Genomic DNA, 17051 nt, shown 5'->3' with positions numbered 1-17051 from the left:
TATAATAGTTGATTGCGTGTTTTTAGGAGGATAGCCGATGCCGACGATAAACCAGCTTATCAAGCACGGAAGGGAGAAGAAGAAGAAGAAATCGAAGGCTCCCGCCTTAGAGGGATGCCCGCAGAAGAGGGGAGTCTGCGTTAGGGTTTACACCGTAACCCCCAAGAAGCCCAACTCCGCTCTCAGGAAAGTCACGAGGGTCAGGCTCTCCAACGGGATAGAGGTTACCGCCTACATCCCCGGCGAGGGACACAACCTTCAGGAGCACTCCATAGTTCTCGTCAGGGGTGGAAGGGTTAAGGACCTTCCCGGTGTTAGATACAAGGTGATAAGAGGTGCATTGGACGCCGCCGGAGTTCAGGGAAGGAGACAGTCCCGCTCCAAGTACGGAGCCAAGAGACCCAAGGAAGAGAAGGGAGGTTAAGGTATGCCGAGGAAAGGACCCGTTACCCCAAGAGAGATACCCCCAGATCCTAAGTACGGAGACGTCCTCGTTCAGAAGCTCATAAACAAGGTTATGAAGGACGGGAAGAAGAGCATTGCGGAGTGGATAGTCTATACAGCCTTAGAAGAAGCTGCTAAGGAAAGGAAGATGACCCCCGTGGAGCTCCTCCACAAGGTCGTTGAGAACGTCAAGCCCCAGTGGGAGGTCAGACCCAGAAGGGTAGGAGGAGCTACCTATCAGGTTCCCATAGAGGTTCCCGAAAGGAGACAGATAAGCCTCGCCATAAGGTGGATAGTCGAGGCTGCGAGGAACAGACCGAGACACCGGGGATCCTACACGATGATAGAGAGGCTCAAGGCTGAACTCTTGGATGCCCTCGATGGTAAAGGCGGGGCGGTAAAGAAGAAGGAGGATACCCACAAGATGGCTCAGGCGAACATGGTTTTCTCCCACTTCAGGTGGTAAGGAGGTAAAGAGATGGCGAGAACAGTACCTATAGAGAAGCTAAGGAACATAGGGATAGTTGCCCACATAGACGCCGGCAAGACCACAACTACCGAGAGGATACTCTACTACACGGGAAGAACTTACAAAATAGGGGAAGTTCACGAAGGCGCGGCTACGATGGACTGGATGGAGCAGGAGAAGGAGAGGGGGATAACCATAACCGCCGCTACCACCGCCTGCTTCTGGGAGAGGTTCGGAGATAAGTACCAGATAAACATAATAGATACTCCCGGACACGTGGACTTCTCCGTCGAAGTCGTCAGATCCATGAAGGTTCTCGACGGGATAGTTTTCATATTCTCTGCTGTCGAGGGTGTTCAGCCCCAGTCGGAGGCTAACTGGAGGTGGGCTGACAGGTTCAACGTTCCAAGGATAGCCTTTATAAACAAGCTCGACAGGCTGGGAGCGGACTTCTACAGGGTTTTCAACGAGATAGAGGAGAAGCTTAGCATAAAACCGGTTGCTATTCAGATACCCGTAGGTGCTGAGGATCAGTTCGAGGGCGTTATAGACCTCATGGAGATGAAGGCTATCATATGGCTCGAGGAGACCCTCGGTGCCAAGTACGAGGTGAGGGACATACCCGCCGAGTACGTGGACAAGGCTCAGGAGTGGCGGGAGAAGATGATAGAGACAATCGTAGAAACAGACGACGAACTTATGGAGAAGTACTTGGAGGGACAAGAGATTTCGGTAGAAGAATTGAGAAAAGCCCTCAGGAAGGCTACCATAGAGAGACAGCTCGTTCCAGTTCTTTGCGGTTCCGCCTTCAAGAACAAGGGTGTTCAGCCCCTCCTTGATGCAGTGATAGACTACCTGCCCTCTCCGATAGATCTGCCTCCTATAAAGGGAACCAATCCTAACACGGGAGAGGTTGAAGAAAGGAAACCGTTGGACGACGAGCCTTTCTGCGCTTACGCCTTCAAGGTTATGTCCGATCCCTACGCCGGACAGCTTACCTACATAAGGGTCTTCTCCGGAAACCTTAAGGCGGGATCCTACGTTCTTAACGTTACTAAGGGTGAGAAGCAGAGGGTCGGAAGGCTTCTGCTGATGCACGCCAATCACAGGGAAGAGATACAGGAGGTGTCTGCGGGAGAGATATGTGCTGTTGTGGGTCTCGACGCCGCCACGGGAGACACCCTCGCCGACGAGAAGCATCCCATAATCCTCGAAAAGTTGGAGTTCCCCGATCCCGTTATATCAATGGCTATTGAGCCGAAGACGAAGAAGGATCAGGAGAAGCTCTCTCAGGTCCTTAACAAGTTCATGAAGGAGGACCCCACCTTCAGGGCTACCACCGACCCAGAGACTGGACAGACCCTCATCCACGGTATGGGAGAGCTCCACTTGGAGATAATGGTCGATCGAATGAAGAGGGAGTACAACATAGAGGTGAACGTCGGACAGCCACAGGTCGCTTACAAGGAGACCATAAGGAAGAAGGCTGTTGGAGAGGGTAAGTTCATAAGGCAGACGGGAGGTAGAGGTCAGTACGGTCATGCGATTATAGAAGTAGAGCCCTTGGAGAGAGGGCAGGGCTTCGTTTTCGAGAACGCCATAGTCGGCGGTGTGATACCCAAGGAGTTCATACCTGCCGTTGAGAAGGGAATAAAGGAGGCTATGGAAGGAGGTATCTTAGCCGGATATCCTGTGGTGGACGTAAAGGTTAAGCTCTTCGACGGTTCCTACCACGAGGTGGACTCCTCCGAGATAGCCTTCCAGATAGCAGGATCCATGGCTTTCAAGGAGGCTGCCAAGAAGGCTGATCCCGTTCTCTTGGAGCCGATAATGGAGGTCGAGGTGGAGACCCCCGAGGATTACGTCGGAGACGTTATAGGAGACCTTAACTCAAGGCGCGGAAAGATAATGGGAATGGAGAACAAGGGGGTCATAACGGTAGTCAGGGCGCACGTTCCCTTGGCGGAGATGTTCGGTTACGCCACAACGCTCAGGAGCTTGACACAGGGAAGGGGAACCTTTATAATGAAGTTTTCCCATTACGAGGAGGTTCCTCAGCACATCGCTGAAAAGATTATAGGTCAGCGGATGGCAGGAAAGAGTGCCTGATAGGAGGTTGGTATAGATGGCGAAGGAGAAGTTTGAGAGGACAAAGGAGCACGTTAACGTAGGAACGATAGGACACGTAGACCACGGTAAGTCCACCCTCACCTCTGCCATCACCTGTGTTTTAGCAGCAGGACTGGTAGAGGGAGGAAAGGCAGAGTGCTACAAGTACGAAGAAATTGACAAAGCACCTGAAGAGAAAGAGAGAGGGATAACCATAAACATAACTCACGTTGAGTACGAGACAGCAAAGAGACACTACGCCCACGTTGACTGTCCGGGGCATGCGGACTACATCAAGAACATGATCACCGGGGCAGCACAGATGGATGGCGCTATCCTTGTAGTTTCGGCAGCGGACGGGCCCATGCCCCAGACGAGGGAGCACGTTCTCCTTGCGAGACAGGTCAACGTTCCCTACATAGTCGTGTACATGAACAAGTGCGACATGGTGGACGACGAGGAACTCTTAGAGCTTGTAGAACTCGAAGTAAGAGAACTTCTTACCAAGTATGAGTTTCCCGGAGACGAAGTGCCGGTGATAAGGGGATCAGCTCTTGGAGCACTACAGGAGCTTGAACAGAACTCTCCCGGGAAGTGGATAGAGTCAATAAAGGAACTACTCAACGCCATGGATGAGTACATACCCACACCCAAGAGGGAGATAGACAAGCCGTTCCTCATGCCCATAGAGGATGTGTTTACGATATCAGGAAGGGGAACGGTTGTAACAGGTAGGGTAGAGAGAGGAGTACTCAAGCCTGGGGAGGAAGTGGAGATAGTGGGGCTAAGAGAGGAGCCGTTGAAGACGGTAGCTACGTCCATAGAGATGTTCAGGAAGATTCTTGATGAGGCTTTACCTGGGGACAACGTAGGAGTATTGCTCAGGGGAGTAGGAAAGGACGATGTAGAGAGGGGGCAGGTGTTGGCGAAGCCTGGGACGGTGACGCCACACAAGAGGTTTAGAGCGCAAGTGTACATACTGTCGAAGGAAGAAGGAGGGAGGCACACACCGTTTTTTGTGAATTACAGGCCGCAGTTTTACTTCAGGACGGCGGATGTGACGGGTACAGTGGTGAAGTTGCCTGAGGGAGTGGAGATGGTGATGCCTGGGGACAATGTGGAGTTGGAGGTGGAGTTGATAGCGCCGGTGGCGATGGAAGAGGGGCTCAGGTTTGCGATAAGGGAAGGAGGGAGGACGGTAGGAGCAGGAGTAGTTACTAAAATCCTTGACTGAGGAGTCTGAAAGATGGATCAGGATAGAATACGGATAAGGCTTAGGGCTTACGACCACAAGTTGCTCGACGAATCGGTGAAGAAGATAATAGAGACCGTCAAGAGAACGGGAGGAGTCGTTAAGGGACCCATACCTATGCCTACAAGAATAAGAAAGTGGTGTGTCCTCAGGTCTCCCCACAAGTTCGAGCAGTCGAGGGAGCACTTCGAAATAAGAGAGCACGCCCGCATTCTTGATATAACGAGGGTAACGCCCCAGACGATAGAAGCCCTCATGGAGATCAACCTTCCCGCCGGTGTGGACGTAGAGGTGAAGATGAGAGGTTGATGAGATGGGAATAGGAGTTATAGGAAGAAAGGTAGGAATGACGAGGGTCTTCGCTGCGGACGGAACTGCGATACCCGTCACCGTGATTCAGGTTCCCGAAAACTACGTGGTTCAGGTGAAGACTCCTGAGAAGGACGGCTACTCCGCCGTTCAGGTAGGGGCAGTAGAGGCGAAGGAGAAGCACCTTACGAAACCCCTGATAGGACACTTCAGTAAGAGAAACGTAAAGCTCCTCAGATACCTAAAAGAGTTCAAGGTAGAGAACCCTCAGGACTATCAGGAGGGTCAGGAATTAAAAATCGAAGAAGTCTTCAAACCAGGTGATCTGGTTGACGTTGTCGGTATATCCAAGGGAAGGGGTTTTGCCGGGACTATGAAGAGATGGGACTTCTCTGGATTTCCCAAGTCCCACGGACACAGGTATCACAGGGCTGTAGGAGCGATAGGTAACAGAACCGATCCTGGAAGGGTCTGGAAGGGTAAGAAGATGGCGGGACACTACGGAGCTGAGAGGATAAGAGTTCAGTCTCTCGTGGTAGTGGATGTTATCCCCGAGGAAAGGCTTCTCCTTGTGAGGGGATCCGTACCCGGACCCAACAAGGGGATACTCTTTATTGAGCAGTCGAGGATAGCCGGTAGGAAGAAACAACAGCTCAAAGCTGAGAGGCTTAAGCCCCTCATAGAGAGCGTTAAGCAGGTGGGAGCCCAGTTATGAAGATAGGAAGAATTGAGGTAAGGGACGACGTCTTTAACGTCAAGGTAAAGAAGCACGTTCTCTGGGAAGTGGTAAAGTGGCAACTCGCCTCCCGCAGGCAGGGGACTCACTCCACAAAGACGAGGGGTGAGGTAGCTTACAGCGGGAGGAAGATACTTCCCCAGAAGGGAACGGGACACGCGAGGCACGGCGACAGGGGAGCCAACATACTTGTAGGTGGTGGTGTAGCCCACGGACCAAAGCCGAGGGACTACTGGTATCCTCTCCCTAAGAAGGTCAGGAAACTCGCCCTCAAGATGGCTCTCTCCGACAAGGCTCAGAACAAGGCTATCAAGATAGTGGATAAGATCGATATAGGCGACGTTCCCAAGACCAAGAGGGCTATAGAGTTCCTCAAGAAGCAGAAGGCTGAAGAGGACAAGGTTCTTATAGTCCTTCCCGAAAAGGACGAGGTGATTTACAAGTCCTTCAGGAACTTACCCAACGTCAGGGTTCTCACCACGGAAGGGCTCAACGTTTACGACATACTCTGGAGTGACAAGCTCTTCATAATCAAGGACGCCTTAGAGGGAATCTACAAGAGGGTTGAGACATGAGTCAGAGGAGACCTTACGAGATAATTATCAGACCGGTGATAACGGAGAAGAGCAACAGACTCATGGAGGACTATAACAAGTACACCTTTGAGGTAGCCCTTGACGCTTCTAAGTCCGAGATAAAGAACGCTATCGAAGAGCTCTTCGGAGTCAAGGTTAAGAAGGTGAACACCATGATAGTGAAGCCGAAGAAGAAGAGGGTTATAGGAAGGTTCAGGCAGTACGGCACTACAAAGAAGTGGAAGAAGGCTATAGTTACCCTCGAGCCCGGAGAGAGCATAGACCTTCTTAACTTTGCAACTTAAGGAGTGGAAAGATGGGTGTTAGGAAGCTAAAGCCCGTTACGAACGGAACGAGGCATGCGGTTCTCTACGACTTTTCCGAGATAACTAAGAAGGAGCCTGAGAAGTCTCTCGTAATCTGGTGGCACAGGGCTAAGGGAAGGTCCCGTCAGCAGGGAAAGATAACCTCCCGCCACAGGGGAGGAGGACATAAGAAGCTCTACAGGATAATAGACTTCAAGAGGAACAAGAGCCTCGTCCCCGCAAAGGTCGCGGCTATAGAGTACGATCCCTTCAGGAGTGCAAGGATAGCCCTGCTCCACTATGCGGACGGTGAGAAGAGGTACATCCTCTGGCCCGAAGGTCTTAAGGTGGGTGACACGGTTATGTCCATCAGCTACGAGGACGCATCAGCGGGGAAACCTCTTCCTGAGATAAAGCCCGGAAACGCCATGCCTCTGAAGTTCATACCCGTAGGAACGATAATCCACAACATAGAGCTGACCCCCGGAAAGGGTGGGCAGTTGGTGAGATCTGCCGGAACGGAAGCCCAGGTTCTCGGAAGGACTGGCAATTACGTTCAAATAAGGCTCCCTTCGGGAGAGATGAGGCTCGTCCACGAGAGGTGCATGGCTACGATAGGTAAGGTGGGTCTCGCCGAACACGAGCTCATAAAGCTCGGCAAGGCAGGAAGGGCAAGGTGGCTTGGCTGGAGACCTCACGTGAGGGGAACTGCGATGAACCCCGTCGATCACCCCCACGGCGGTGGTGAAGGAAGGACGAGAGGTAAGCACCCCGAATCCCCCTGGGGATGGAAGACGAAGGGATACAAGACGAGAAGAGGAAAGAAGTACTCCGACAGGTTCATAATTACACGTAGAGATGGGAGGCCGCTCTGATGGGTTTTAAGGGATCTTGGAACAAGAGGAACAGGCTCATAGAGGATCTCGATACCTTTTACAAACTCTACAAGAGGATTCACAGACTCCACAAGAAGGTCAGGGAGGCCCAGAAGAAGGGAGATTCTGAGCTCATAGAGAGGAGGATAAGGAAGTACGAGGAGACCTACGAGCAGTTCAGGAACCTCGTCAACAAGAAGGCTTGGGTCCATCCCAAACTCTGGAGGAAGATAAAGCAGATGAACGAGACGGGTGAGAGGAAGGTGGTGAAGACCTACTCGAGATCATCCACAATAATCCCTGAGTTTGTCGGACACACTATAGCTGTTCACAACGGAAAGACCTTTGTCCCCGTGTACATAACCCAGGAGATGGTGGGGCACAAGTTAGGAGAGTTTGCCCCCACAAGGACCTTCAGGGGACATCCGGAGAAGACCGCTAAGGTGGTAAAGAAGAAGTGAGGTGCATGGTATGGGTCAACTGAAGATTAAGGACAAGTCCCAGAGAGAGGGTTACAGAGAAGGCGAAGCCATAGCGATCCTCAGATACGCCCACGTCTCACCCCTCAAGGCGAGGTTGGTTCTTAGCCAGATACACGGCAAGGACGTGGGAGAGGCTCTGTACCTCCTTAAAGTTCTTCCTAAGAGGGCGGCGAGGATAGTGGAGAACGTCCTAAAGAGCGCGATAGCCAACGCTGAGCAGAAGGGACTGGACTTAGACAGGCTCTATATCAAGAAGGCGGTTGCCGACAGGGGACCGATGTTCAGGAAGTGGATACCGAGAGCCCACGGGAGGGCTACTATGGTGAGAAAGAGACTATCCCACATAACTATAGTTCTCGCAGAAAGGCAAGAGGAAGAGGAGGAGTAATACATGGGACAGAAGACGCATCCTATAGGCTTCAGGCTCGGAGTTACCAAGAGCTGGGACTCAAAATGGTACGCGCCTAAGAGTGAATACGCCAAAACCCTACATGAGGATCTGAAGATAAAGGAATACATAAAGAACAGGTACAAGGTGGCAGGCATATCCCGTATTGAGATAGAGAGGATAGTGGACAAGCTCAAGATAAGGATACACGCCGCAAGGCCGGCGATAATCATAGGTAGGAAGGGTCAGGAGGTGGAACTTCTCAAGAAGACCATAGAAAAGATGGTTCCGGGCAAAGAGGTAACGATAAACGTTGCCGAGGTGAGGAACCCCGAGCTCGACGCTCAGCTCGTTGCCGAGGATATAGCTCTTCAAATAGAGAGGAGGGTCTCCCACAGGAGGGCGATGAAGAGGGCTATCGACAACGCTCTCAAGGCGGGAGCCAAGGGTGTAAAAGTTCAGGTGAAGGGAAGGATAGGCGGGGCGGAGCTCGCAAGGAAGGAGTGGTTCCTCGTGGGAAGGATGCCCCTACAGACGCTCAGGGCTGACATAGATTACGGCTTTGCCACCGCTTACACCAAGTACGGGATACTCAGTGTAAAGGTTTGGATATACAAGGGAGATATACTCAAAGGGGGCAAGGAGGAGGTACTCAAAAAGATAGAGGAGGACCTCGCTAAAGCTTCTCAGGAGGTAGGATGAGATGTTTCTCCAGCCTAAGAAGACCAAGTTCAGAAAGCAGAGAAGGGGAACTTTAAAGGGTAAGTCCTTTAGAGGAAACAAGGTTGCTTTTGGAGAGTACGGGATTCAAGCTCTCGATAGGGCTTGGATAACCCAGAGGCAGATAGAGGCGGTTAGGGTTGCCCTTGTGAGGGCGCTCAGGAAGGGTGCGAAGGTTTGGATAAGAATATTCCCCGACAAACCTTACACCAAGAAGCCCAACGAGGTCAGGATGGGCGGAGGAAAGGGAGATCCAGAGGGTTTCGTAGCCGTTGTCAAGCCAGGTAGGATCATGTTCGAGTTCGCCGGAGTTCCCGAGGACGTTGCCCATGAGGCTTGGAGGCTTGCCTCGGCAAAGCTTCCCATCAAGACGAGGCTCGTAAAGGCAGGAGGATTTACCCTATGAAGGCGGCGGAGCTCAGAAAGATGAAGATAGAGGAACTCAGGAAGAAGGTGGACGAGATGAAGATGGAACTCCTCAGGCTCAGATTCCAGCAGAAGATATCCGGGCTCGATAACCCTATGGCTATAAGGAACCTCAGAAGGGACATAGCGAGGGTCCTCACCGTTATAAGGGAGAAGGAACTGAGAGGTGAAGGGTGATGGCTGAGAAGAAGTGGCATGAGAAGAGAAAACACCTTGTGGGGGTAGTTGTCTCAGACAAGATGGATAAGACCGTTGTAGTTAGGGTTGACAGGAGAGTTCCCCATCCTCTATACGGGAAGCACATAATAAAGTCCAAGAAGTATCACGCCCACGACGAGAAGAACGAGTGTAGGGTCGGGGACATTGTCGAGATAAGGGAGACCAGACCTCTCTCAAAGACGAAGAGGTGGGTCGTTGTCAGGATAATCCAGAGGGCGAGGAGTGCCGAGGAGGTAGCTTCCCAGTCCTGATATTCCCTTTCCTTTTCCAAAGCTTATCTTTATCTTATGTTCAGATATGTACTCTACGTTGCCGCCGTTTTCCTGATAGCTGATCACGTTTACACCCACTGGGGTCCGGAGATAGTAAACTGGATTGCGAGTAAGTTTATGGGTAGAGAAGTGACTATAGTTGAGGAACCTCCTTACAGGGAGAGCATAATAGATAGGGTGATCCGTAGTGTAAGGGAAAAGCTGTAAGGGCTGGAGGTTTGGCATGAAGGAGGAGTTCAGGTTCAACACCATCGAAGAAGCTATCGAGGATATAAGAAGGGGGAAGATGGTTATCGTGGTGGATGATCCTGACAGGGAGAACGAGGGTGATCTCGTCATGGCCGCCGAGAAAGTTACTCCGGAGGCTATAAACTTTATGGCAAAGTACGGAAGGGGTCTGATCTGTCTCTCCCTCACTCCCGAAAGATGCGAGGAGCTTGACCTCTACCCCATGGCACACAGGAACACCGATCCTAAGGGCACCTACTTCTGCGTTTCTATAGATGCACACCCTAAACACGGAACTACCACGGGTATATCAGCCTACGACAGGGCGATAACCATAAAACTCGCCATAAGTCCTGAGGCAAAGCCTGCCGACTTCATAAGGCCCGGACATGTTTTTCCCCTGAAGGCAAGGCCGGGGGGAGTTTTGGAAAGGGCAGGACACACCGAAGCCTCCGTTGACCTCGCCAAGCTTGCAGGGTTATACCCCGCAGGTGTCATCTGTGAGATCATGAAGGAAGACGGAACTATGGCGAGACTCCCTGATCTGATGGAGTTTGCCAAGGAGCATAACCTCAAGATAGTAACGATAGCAGATCTGATCAGATATAGACTCAAAAAGGAAAGGCTGGTTGAGAGGGTGGCGAGCGCCCACCTTCCGACCCCATGGGGAACTTTCAAGATACACGCTTACAGGCATAAGCTCACTGGCGAAGAACAGGTGGCTCTGACGATGGGAGAGTGGAGGGAAGATGAACCAGTCTTAGTCAGAGTTCATTCGGAGTGCCTCACGGGAGACGTCTTCAGATCTATGAGGTGCGACTGCAGACCTCAGTTGGAGAAGGCTTTAGAGATGATAGCCAAGGAAGGTAAAGGAGTCCTCGTTTACATCTTAGGACACGAGGGAAGAGGTATAGGAATAGCGAACAAGATAAAGGCTTACGAGCTTCAGGAGAAGGGCTACGATACCGTTGAGGCAAACGAGAAGCTTGGATACCCTGCAGATCTTAGAGATTACGGTGTTGGTGTTCAAATACTCTTAGACCTCGGCGTGAGGAAGATGAGACTGATGACCAACAACCCGAGAAAGATAGTGGCCTTGGAAGGCTTCGGTCTCGAAATAGTGGAGAGGGTTCCCATAAAGATAGATCCGAACCCCTACAACAGGGTCTACCTGACCACTAAGAAGGACAAGCTCGGTCACATATTTTAGGAGGAGAAGAGATGGCCGATTTCAGAAAAGCCGGTTTGGATAGAGGAGATATAAGGGCTGAGCTTAAGAACTTCCTTATATCTGCAAAGATCAAAAGGGAAGAGTATATAAATATCATAGATGAGTTGGAACCTGAAGAGCTGGAGTACGATCTTCAAGAGTACAGAACTACCTTTGAGAGGGAGGTCAAACCTCTTTACGAAACGGCCATGTCTATAGGGGTAGGTAGCCTGATTGAACTTGCACAGGAGGTAAAAAACGTATACGACGAGATAATATCGATGATAGAAGAGAAGTTGTCCGATGCGAAGAGATGACGGCGGTAGCCGTTCTATCCTTGAAGAATTCGAAGGCTTTTTCGATGTACTTGCGGTAAGGGACGAGGCTCAGATAGAGAGGGAGTTCAGAAGAGGACTCCTCGTTCTCAAGTTCTCACCCCTGATAGAAAGGGCTTTCCTGAACTTCTACCTTAAAAGATCCATAGGTCAGATGAGGTTCGCAGCTATCTGCGGTATTTTGCTTTACTCCGCCTTCGGGATACTCGATGCGGTTATCTTCCCCGAAGAGAAGGGTAAGATGTGGCTCATCAGGTACGGCTTAGTAGTGCCTTCGGGCATAATTTTTCTCTTCCTTACCTACAAGTTGAAGAAAGATACGGCAGTCGAGTACCTCCATGCGCTGCTGGTAGTTTTGGCAGGTCTGGGGATGCTTGCGATGATTTTCTTTGCCCCGCACGAAAAAGCTTACGTTTATCTGCCGGGGCTCATGCTCGTAGTTTTCTACACATACAGCTTTTCAGCTCTCAGGTTTTACTACGCCTCTCTAAGCGCTCTGATAATAACGTTCCTTTACCCGGTTATAGATATAATGTTCATAGGGACTGAGAAAGATTTCTTTATCTCTAACCTGTTTTTCTTAGGAACTTCTAATCTCCTTGGTATGCCGGTAGCTTATCTCTTAGAAAGGCACGTTAGGAAGGATTTTCTACTCACCATGCTCTTGGCATTCGAAAAGAGGAAGACGGAGAGGCTTAACGTGAGACTTAGAGATATGTCGTACATAGACGGTTTGACAGGAGTGCCAAATAGGAGAAGATTCGAGGAGTTTCTGGAGAGGGAATGGAAAAGAGCTAAGAGAACCGGTAGGCCTATATCCTTACTTATGATAGACATCGATTTCTTCAAAGATTACAACGACCTACTTGGACACCTTCAGGGAGACGAATGCCTTAAAAAAGTCGCCCAGCTACTTGCCGATCACATTAGGGAGGACACCGATCTCGTCGCGAGATATGGAGGAGAAGAGTTCGCCGTGGTACTCCCTGAGACGGATCTTAAACAGGCGGTCAGGGTAGCGGAGAGGATCAGGAAGGATATACAAGGAGAGTGTATACCCCACCCTGCTTCGAAAGCTTCCCAGTGTGTAACGGTAAGCATAGGTGTTGCCTCCTTTGTCCCAAGAGGAGATTTGAGGAAGGAGGTTCTTATAAGGATGGCAGACAAGGCTCTCTACAAAGCTAAGGAAAAAGGAAGAAACAGGGTGGAGGTCTTTTCAGTTACCGAAGATTTCTCAGTAAGTTAGCAACCACGCTGTGACCGTAGGATTTAGCAAGATCAAAAGGGGTAAGTCCCGAGTCGTCCTTAGCCTTTGGGTCGGCACCGGCTTTGAGAAGCATTTTGACCACATCGAGCTGTCCGTTCGCTGCAGCAACGTGAAGGGGTGTCAACCCCACTCCGTTCCGTGCGTTCACATCGGCTCCTCTGTCTATCAGGATCTTCACTATCTCTGTATGCCCGTTTCGTGCGGCAAGGTGTAAAGGTGTCCAGCCGTTTAAGTTCTTTGCATTTACCTCAGCGCCCCTATCGATCAAAAACTTTACGATCTCCGTGCGCCCGTTGTTCGCCGCGAGGTGAAGGGGGGTGGCTTTGAACCTGTCCCGGACGTTTACGTCCAACCCCTTTTCTACTAAGAGTTTTACGAGTTTCATCCTCCCGAACTCGGCTGCCGCGTGCAGGAGGGTGGCTCCGAACTCGTCCCTCGCCTCCAAGTTTCGGAGTACGATTTCGGGATCCTTTACCTTCCCTAACCTGATGGCATCGAAGGGATCTCCCCCGGAAAAGGCTATGGATATAAAGGACAGGATGATGGGAAGTAACATGTTTAAAAGTTAGCTCGCCCGCGTGCCCTCTTCAATGTCCCTGTCAGGAACCAGTAGAGACATCTTCTCTCCGTTTGAAAGGGCGAGTATCATCCCCTGAGACTCTATACCGAATATCTTTCTCGGCTTGAGGTTCGCCACTATAAGTATCTTCTTGCCCACGAGCTCCTCCGGACTATAAAACTGGGCTATCCCGGCGACCACTGTCCTTTCCTCTTCCCCGAGGGAGAGCTTTAGCTTTATCAGCTTCTCGGAACCTTCTACCCTCTCAGCCTCTAACACTTTACCCAGCCTGAGATCTACCTTGAGGAAGTCCTCTATTCCTATATAGTTCTTCTCCTCCATGGAAAACATTATCCTACAGAGAGGTTAAAATTTGTCATAGAAAATGAGATATATAGGGATCTTCCTTGCTCTCTTCTCCCTTTGCTTTCCCAAGGTCTTCATAGAATCGAACTATCCCTTGAGGAACAACAACTTCCAAAAAGTGGCTTCTGAGGAGAACCTCTTTCTAATTCTGTGGGCTCTACAGAGCATAAAGGACGTCAGGGATATAAAGATAATGACTGTAGGAGGGGACACGGTTATATATGTGGAAAGGTATCCAATCTTGAAGGAAGTAGAGGTTGAGGGGAACTGGTTCGTTGACGATACGGAGATAAAGAACCTCCTCCTTATCCATGAGGGAGAGCCCCTTGTGGATTTCGATCCCGACGAAGCCAGAAGAACTCTGGAGTTCTACTACCGCAGGAGGGGTTTTCTCGACGCTAAGGCTGATATAAAGTTGTCAGTTGACGATAGGGGCTTTGCCGAAGTTCGGGTGAAGGTCAGAGAGGGGGATGTTTACTTCCTCGGAGGCGGGATATTCAAGGGGGCTAAGAGCTATCCTACCTGGAGACTAATCCACGAGGCGGGGTTGATGCTCGGTGAAGTTTACAGTGAGGAGAAGGCTAAGAGGGGGAGGTGGAAGCTGGAGGACTTTTACAGGAGCAGAGGTTTTTTAGAGGTCGGAGTTTACTTTGAGGGGACCAAGAAACTAAAGGCAAAAAAGCCCTTCGCATACGTTCTCTTTCCGGGCATCGAAGGGACCGAGAGAAACTTCGGTAAGGGTGTAACCTCTTTGCTTAGGGGGGTTTCTAACTTTCTCGATCATCCGATGGCTACTATAAAAGCGCTTTTCGGGAGAGGTTCGTTAGCCGTACCGGTTTACACCGTAAGCGAGGGAAGAAGGTTTCGAATAGAGTTCGAGGGGAACGAGAGCTTTTCAGAGGAGGAACTTTTAAAACTCATAGATCTGTCCGCACCTGGCGTTGACATATTCCTTCTCGAAAACAGCAGGGAAAGCATAGAAGAGTTTTACAGAAGCAAGGGCTTTTTCGACGTTAAGGTGAAATATTCCTACAGGGAAGGAAGGATAACCTTTCACGTGGAGGAGGGGCAGAGGTACAGGTTGAAGGTTCTCGGCTTTAAGGATTTTCATCCTTCCGAATACTACGATAGGGAGGAGATAGAGAAGGAGAGGGAGAGGATACTCGAGGAGGAGAGGTCAAGGGGATACCTTACGGCACAGCTTAGGCTCTGGGAGAATGTGGACAGGGAGAGGAAGACGGTCTACGTTGTAGCTGAACTTGAAAGGGGGAAGAGGCCGATCCTAAAGGATGTGGTTTACAAAGGTGAAGATAGGGAATTTATCGATCTCTTCTGGAAGTACAGAGCCTCTCTACCTACCATCCTGAAGGGGGATCTCTTGGAGGATCTGAACAGGAGCATAAAGAAGCTTTTAAGAAATAGGGGATATCTCGACGGAGACTTTGCTGTAGACATAAAGATTGCGGAGGATAAAGAAAACCTCTACCTAACCTATGTTTACAGGATAGAGAAGGGGGAGAGATACAGATACGGGAGGCTTTTGATCTACGGGAACGAAAGGACGAGAGCCCGTGAGATAGACTACACACTCGTTAAGGAGAGATACTACTCCGAGGACGCTGAGGAGGAGAGCCTCTGGAATATGGTTCAGAGTGAGAACTACACTGGAGTGAAAATAGAACACTTTATAGATCGTGACAGGAAGGAGGTTCACCGGCTCGTCGAGGTCAGGGAGGATAAGAGAGGTGTTCTGGAACTTGCCGCCGGTTACAACACTGAGGAGAAAATAAAAGTGGAAGGTGGGGTTAAGCTTAAGAACCTATTTGGGGTGGGAATAATACTTGAGGGCAGAGCTTCCAAAAGCCAGAAGTACGAAACTTACAGAGTGGGTCTATCTGATAGATACCTCTTCTCACGAAAGTACTTTGCCGATATAGCTGTCTTTAGGAGCCTTGAGTTCCACAACAGCTTCGATCTTCAGAGTGAGGGTTTCTCCTTCTCCTTCGGCTACAGGCCTAAGCGGTGGTACTCTGTGAGTCCCTTTATATCGAAGACGAGAAACAAGGTTAGCGGCACCGGTGCCGGGACCTACGATCTTTTGAAATACGGGATCTTCCTGCTAAGGGAGACGAGAGACGACCTCGTAAATCCGAGAAGTCTCAGCCATAACAGCCTAAGGATATCTAAGGTGGAAGGTGAAAGGAGTTACTACAGGATAGAGGTGAACAACTTCTTTTTACGAGAGCTTACTCATCGCTTCAGTTTCGATGTAAAGCTATCGGGCGGATGGGTAGGCAAAGAAGCTCCTATCTTCGACAGGTTCTTCCTCGGGGGACTTAGGGACATGAGAGGTTACGATTTCGAATCCATAGGCTATCCTTACGGAGGCAGGATGTACGTCTTCGGCAGATTTGAACTGCTCTTCTCCGTTAGGGAACCGTTCTGGCTCGGGATCTACACGGATGCGGGGAACGTAGGGAACAGCTTTTCAAAGACGGTTGGCGAGCTGAAGTACGATATCGGAGTGGCTGCTGGGATAAGGACGCCGGCCGGCTTCGTAAGGCTTGACCTTGCGAAACCGATGAGCGATATAGATAGGCCGACCTCCAAGTTCAGGATCTATCTATCGGTTGGGTTTGTTTACTGATAAGCTCCTGGAGGAAGTTAAGGAGTTCCTCTCTAATGTCCTCCCTCTTCAGGGCAAACTCGAAGACCGTCTTCAGATAGTCCAGCGGATTCCCCGTATCGTAGACCTTACCTTCTATCTTGTATGCGTATATCGCCTCCTCCTCAAGGAGGAGTTTCATAGCGTCGGTGAGCTGGATTTCTCCTCCCTTTCCCGGTTTCGTCCTGCGGAGCTTTTCAAATATGGCCGGTGTAAAGATGTACCTGCCGACTATAGCGAGCTTAGAGGGTGTCTCTTCCGGTGAGGGTTTCTCCACAAGATCCTCTACTATGTAAACTCCGTCCTCTATATCCTTTACCTTGGCAATACCGTACTTTTTGGTTTCCGCGGGATCTACTTCAAAGAGAGCGATTACACTCTTGCCAAACCTTTTGTATATATCTATCATCTCCTTAAGTATCCTCTCGCCGTTTTCGAGGATGATGTCTCCGAGAGCCACGATAAAGGGCTCACCTCCTACGGCCGGCTCTGCGGTTAAGACTGCGTGTCCCAATCCAAGCTGTTCCTTCTGTCTCACGTATATAGGATTTATCATGTGGCTCACTTCCCTTATGTTCTTGAGTATCTTTTCCTTCCCCGCCTCTTCGAGGTGCTTCTCGAGATCCGTATTTATATCGAAATGGTGCTCTATGGGTCTTTTATGTCTTCCTGTGACGAATATAGCGTTATCTATACCGGCTCCCAAGAGCTCCTCCACTATGAACTGTATTACCGGCTTATCTATGATGGGAAACATTTCCTTCGGCATTGCTTTGGTGGCGGGCAGAAACCTCGTTCCCCATCCCGCCACTGGAAGAACCGCCTTTCTTATTTCCATGT

At 50.3% G+C, this 17051-nt stretch carries 23 protein-coding genes; 20 read left to right on the top strand and 3 right to left on the bottom strand.

What is annotated here, in order from left to right:
* The first annotated feature begins 37 nt into the window (after window positions 1–37).
* From rpsL to ACZ483_RS06690, 19 genes are all read left to right on the top strand, one after another.
* On the top strand, window positions 38–424 hold the full coding sequence (gene rpsL / locus ACZ483_RS06780) for a 30S ribosomal protein S12 (protein WP_464323431.1): 387 nt from the start codon (window positions 38–40) through the stop codon (window positions 422–424).
* Window positions 425–427: 3 nt separating this feature from the next.
* Window positions 428–910, top strand: coding sequence for a 30S ribosomal protein S7 (gene rpsG / locus ACZ483_RS06775; protein ID WP_464323430.1), 483 nt, complete (start codon window positions 428–430; stop codon window positions 908–910).
* Window positions 911–922: 12 nt separating this feature from the next.
* Entirely contained in the window at window positions 923–3022 is a 2100-nt protein-coding gene (gene fusA, locus ACZ483_RS06770; protein WP_464323429.1) for an elongation factor G, read from the top strand.
* A gap of 16 nt (window positions 3023–3038) precedes the next feature.
* Window positions 3039–4256, top strand: coding sequence for an elongation factor Tu (tuf, locus tag ACZ483_RS06765; RefSeq protein WP_464323428.1), 1218 nt, complete (start codon window positions 3039–3041; stop codon window positions 4254–4256).
* A 12-nt stretch (window positions 4257–4268) separates the two neighbouring features.
* Window positions 4269–4583 (top strand): 30S ribosomal protein S10, encoded by a 315-nt coding sequence (gene rpsJ, locus ACZ483_RS06760; protein ID WP_464323427.1) that lies wholly within the window; start codon window positions 4269–4271, stop codon window positions 4581–4583.
* A 4-nt stretch (window positions 4584–4587) separates the two neighbouring features.
* Window positions 4588–5298 (top strand): 50S ribosomal protein L3, encoded by a 711-nt coding sequence (gene rplC / locus ACZ483_RS06755; protein ID WP_464323426.1) that lies wholly within the window; start codon window positions 4588–4590, stop codon window positions 5296–5298.
* A complete protein-coding gene (gene rplD, locus ACZ483_RS06750; RefSeq protein ID WP_464323425.1) occupies window positions 5295–5894 on the top strand; it encodes a 50S ribosomal protein L4 in 600 nt (199 codons plus the stop codon). Before rplC ends, rplD begins: the two co-directional genes overlap by 4 nt.
* The gene (rplW, locus tag ACZ483_RS06745) at window positions 5891–6199 is read left to right on the top strand and encodes a 50S ribosomal protein L23 (RefSeq protein WP_464323424.1); all 309 of its coding nucleotides are present in this window, start codon (window positions 5891–5893) and stop codon (window positions 6197–6199) included. The genes rplD and rplW overlap by 4 nt, the downstream gene beginning before the upstream one ends.
* An 11-nt stretch (window positions 6200–6210) precedes the next feature.
* Window positions 6211–7074: a 50S ribosomal protein L2 gene (gene rplB, locus ACZ483_RS06740; RefSeq protein ID WP_464323423.1), complete on the top strand. Its 864-nt coding sequence runs from the start codon at window positions 6211–6213 to the stop codon at window positions 7072–7074.
* A 146-nt stretch (window positions 7075–7220) separates the two neighbouring features.
* Window positions 7221–7535 (top strand): 30S ribosomal protein S19, encoded by a 315-nt coding sequence (gene rpsS, locus ACZ483_RS06735; protein WP_464325138.1) that lies wholly within the window; start codon window positions 7221–7223, stop codon window positions 7533–7535.
* Between the two features lie 10 nt (window positions 7536–7545).
* Complete coding sequence (gene rplV, locus ACZ483_RS06730; RefSeq protein WP_464323422.1) at window positions 7546–7944, top strand: 50S ribosomal protein L22; 399 nt, start codon at window positions 7546–7548, stop codon at window positions 7942–7944.
* Between the two features lie 3 nt (window positions 7945–7947).
* On the top strand, window positions 7948–8646 hold the full coding sequence (gene rpsC, locus ACZ483_RS06725) for a 30S ribosomal protein S3 (protein ID WP_464323421.1): 699 nt from the start codon (window positions 7948–7950) through the stop codon (window positions 8644–8646).
* 1 nt (window position 8647) lies between these two features.
* Window positions 8648–9070 carry a 50S ribosomal protein L16 gene (gene rplP / locus ACZ483_RS06720; RefSeq protein ID WP_464323420.1) on the top strand — a complete coding sequence of 141 codons (423 nt, stop codon included), beginning with the start codon at window positions 8648–8650 and terminating at the stop codon, window positions 9068–9070.
* Complete coding sequence (gene rpmC, locus ACZ483_RS06715) at window positions 9067–9267, top strand: 50S ribosomal protein L29 (RefSeq protein WP_464323419.1); 201 nt, start codon at window positions 9067–9069, stop codon at window positions 9265–9267. Before rplP ends, rpmC begins: the two co-directional genes overlap by 4 nt.
* Window positions 9267–9560, top strand: coding sequence for a 30S ribosomal protein S17 (rpsQ, locus tag ACZ483_RS06710; RefSeq protein WP_464323418.1), 294 nt, complete (start codon window positions 9267–9269; stop codon window positions 9558–9560). The genes rpmC and rpsQ overlap by 1 nt, the downstream gene beginning before the upstream one ends.
* Before the next feature lie 36 nt (window positions 9561–9596).
* Window positions 9597–9788 carry a hypothetical protein gene (locus tag ACZ483_RS06705; protein WP_464323417.1) on the top strand — a complete coding sequence of 64 codons (192 nt, stop codon included), beginning with the start codon at window positions 9597–9599 and terminating at the stop codon, window positions 9786–9788.
* 16 nt (window positions 9789–9804) lie between these two features.
* Window positions 9805–11019 carry a bifunctional 3,4-dihydroxy-2-butanone-4-phosphate synthase/GTP cyclohydrolase II gene (locus ACZ483_RS06700; RefSeq protein WP_464323416.1) on the top strand — a complete coding sequence of 405 codons (1215 nt, stop codon included), beginning with the start codon at window positions 9805–9807 and terminating at the stop codon, window positions 11017–11019.
* Window positions 11020–11030: 11 nt separating this feature from the next.
* A complete protein-coding gene (locus ACZ483_RS06695; RefSeq protein ID WP_464323415.1) occupies window positions 11031–11336 on the top strand; it encodes a hypothetical protein in 306 nt (101 codons plus the stop codon).
* Window positions 11323–12600 carry a GGDEF domain-containing protein gene (locus ACZ483_RS06690; RefSeq protein ID WP_464323414.1) on the top strand — a complete coding sequence of 426 codons (1278 nt, stop codon included), beginning with the start codon at window positions 11323–11325 and terminating at the stop codon, window positions 12598–12600. Before ACZ483_RS06695 ends, ACZ483_RS06690 begins: the two co-directional genes overlap by 14 nt.
* On the opposite strand, the gene ACZ483_RS06685 is transcribed toward ACZ483_RS06690, so the two are convergent.
* Entirely contained in the window at window positions 12575–13177 is a 603-nt protein-coding gene (locus ACZ483_RS06685; RefSeq protein ID WP_464323413.1) for an ankyrin repeat domain-containing protein, read from the bottom strand. The two genes, ACZ483_RS06690 and ACZ483_RS06685, sit on opposite strands and share 26 nt — an antisense overlap.
* A 9-nt stretch (window positions 13178–13186) precedes the next feature.
* Complete coding sequence (gene metG / locus ACZ483_RS06680; RefSeq protein WP_464323412.1) at window positions 13187–13522, bottom strand: methionine--tRNA ligase subunit beta; 336 nt, start codon at window positions 13520–13522, stop codon at window positions 13187–13189.
* Between the two features lie 43 nt (window positions 13523–13565).
* Here metG and ACZ483_RS06675 point away from each other — a divergent pair, with 43 nt between their 5' ends.
* Entirely contained in the window at window positions 13566–16193 is a 2628-nt protein-coding gene (locus ACZ483_RS06675) for a BamA/OMP85 family outer membrane protein (RefSeq protein ID WP_464323411.1), read from the top strand.
* On the opposite strand, the gene galU is transcribed toward ACZ483_RS06675, so the two are convergent.
* Window positions 16159–17049: a UTP--glucose-1-phosphate uridylyltransferase GalU gene (gene galU, locus ACZ483_RS06670; protein WP_464323410.1), complete on the bottom strand. Its 891-nt coding sequence runs from the start codon at window positions 17047–17049 to the stop codon at window positions 16159–16161. The two genes, ACZ483_RS06675 and galU, sit on opposite strands and share 35 nt — an antisense overlap.
* Between the last annotated feature and the right edge of the window lie 2 nt (window positions 17050–17051).

The sequence above is a fragment of the Hydrogenivirga okinawensis genome, from assembly GCF_055385515.1.
Note: the sequence above shows the minus strand (reverse complement) of the source record. Positions and strands in the feature narration are given on the sequence as shown.

What these genes read in the sequence shown, in the direction of transcription:
- galU (WP_464323410.1), bottom strand. Translation starts at nt 17,049, where the DNA reads ATGGAAATAAGAAAGGCGGTTCTTCCAGTGGCGGGATGGGGAACGAGG.
- rpsJ (WP_464323427.1), top strand. Translation starts at nt 4,269, where the DNA reads ATGGATCAGGATAGAATACGGATAAGGCTTAGGGCTTACGACCACAAG.
- rplB (WP_464323423.1), top strand. Translation starts at nt 6,211, where the DNA reads ATGGGTGTTAGGAAGCTAAAGCCCGTTACGAACGGAACGAGGCATGCG.
- ACZ483_RS06695 (WP_464323415.1), top strand. Translation starts at nt 11,031, where the DNA reads ATGGCCGATTTCAGAAAAGCCGGTTTGGATAGAGGAGATATAAGGGCT.
- rpsL (WP_464323431.1), top strand. Translation starts at nt 38, where the DNA reads ATGCCGACGATAAACCAGCTTATCAAGCACGGAAGGGAGAAGAAGAAG.
- ACZ483_RS06675 (WP_464323411.1), top strand. Translation starts at nt 13,566, where the DNA reads ATGAGATATATAGGGATCTTCCTTGCTCTCTTCTCCCTTTGCTTTCCC.
- fusA (WP_464323429.1), top strand. Translation starts at nt 923, where the DNA reads ATGGCGAGAACAGTACCTATAGAGAAGCTAAGGAACATAGGGATAGTT.
- ACZ483_RS06705 (WP_464323417.1), top strand. Translation starts at nt 9,597, where the DNA reads ATGTTCAGATATGTACTCTACGTTGCCGCCGTTTTCCTGATAGCTGAT.
- rplD (WP_464323425.1), top strand. Translation starts at nt 5,295, where the DNA reads ATGAAGATAGGAAGAATTGAGGTAAGGGACGACGTCTTTAACGTCAAG.
- ACZ483_RS06700 (WP_464323416.1), top strand. Translation starts at nt 9,805, where the DNA reads ATGAAGGAGGAGTTCAGGTTCAACACCATCGAAGAAGCTATCGAGGAT.
- rplV (WP_464323422.1), top strand. Translation starts at nt 7,546, where the DNA reads ATGGGTCAACTGAAGATTAAGGACAAGTCCCAGAGAGAGGGTTACAGA.
- ACZ483_RS06690 (WP_464323414.1), top strand. Translation starts at nt 11,323, where the DNA reads ATGCGAAGAGATGACGGCGGTAGCCGTTCTATCCTTGAAGAATTCGAA.
- rplC (WP_464323426.1), top strand. Translation starts at nt 4,588, where the DNA reads ATGGGAATAGGAGTTATAGGAAGAAAGGTAGGAATGACGAGGGTCTTC.
- rpmC (WP_464323419.1), top strand. Translation starts at nt 9,067, where the DNA reads ATGAAGGCGGCGGAGCTCAGAAAGATGAAGATAGAGGAACTCAGGAAG.
- rplW (WP_464323424.1), top strand. Translation starts at nt 5,891, where the DNA reads ATGAGTCAGAGGAGACCTTACGAGATAATTATCAGACCGGTGATAACG.
- rplP (WP_464323420.1), top strand. Translation starts at nt 8,648, where the DNA reads ATGTTTCTCCAGCCTAAGAAGACCAAGTTCAGAAAGCAGAGAAGGGGA.
- rpsQ (WP_464323418.1), top strand. Translation starts at nt 9,267, where the DNA reads ATGGCTGAGAAGAAGTGGCATGAGAAGAGAAAACACCTTGTGGGGGTA.
- rpsC (WP_464323421.1), top strand. Translation starts at nt 7,948, where the DNA reads ATGGGACAGAAGACGCATCCTATAGGCTTCAGGCTCGGAGTTACCAAG.
- rpsG (WP_464323430.1), top strand. Translation starts at nt 428, where the DNA reads ATGCCGAGGAAAGGACCCGTTACCCCAAGAGAGATACCCCCAGATCCT.
- ACZ483_RS06685 (WP_464323413.1), bottom strand. Translation starts at nt 13,177, where the DNA reads ATGTTACTTCCCATCATCCTGTCCTTTATATCCATAGCCTTTTCCGGG.
- tuf (WP_464323428.1), top strand. Translation starts at nt 3,039, where the DNA reads ATGGCGAAGGAGAAGTTTGAGAGGACAAAGGAGCACGTTAACGTAGGA.
- metG (WP_464323412.1), bottom strand. Translation starts at nt 13,522, where the DNA reads ATGGAGGAGAAGAACTATATAGGAATAGAGGACTTCCTCAAGGTAGAT.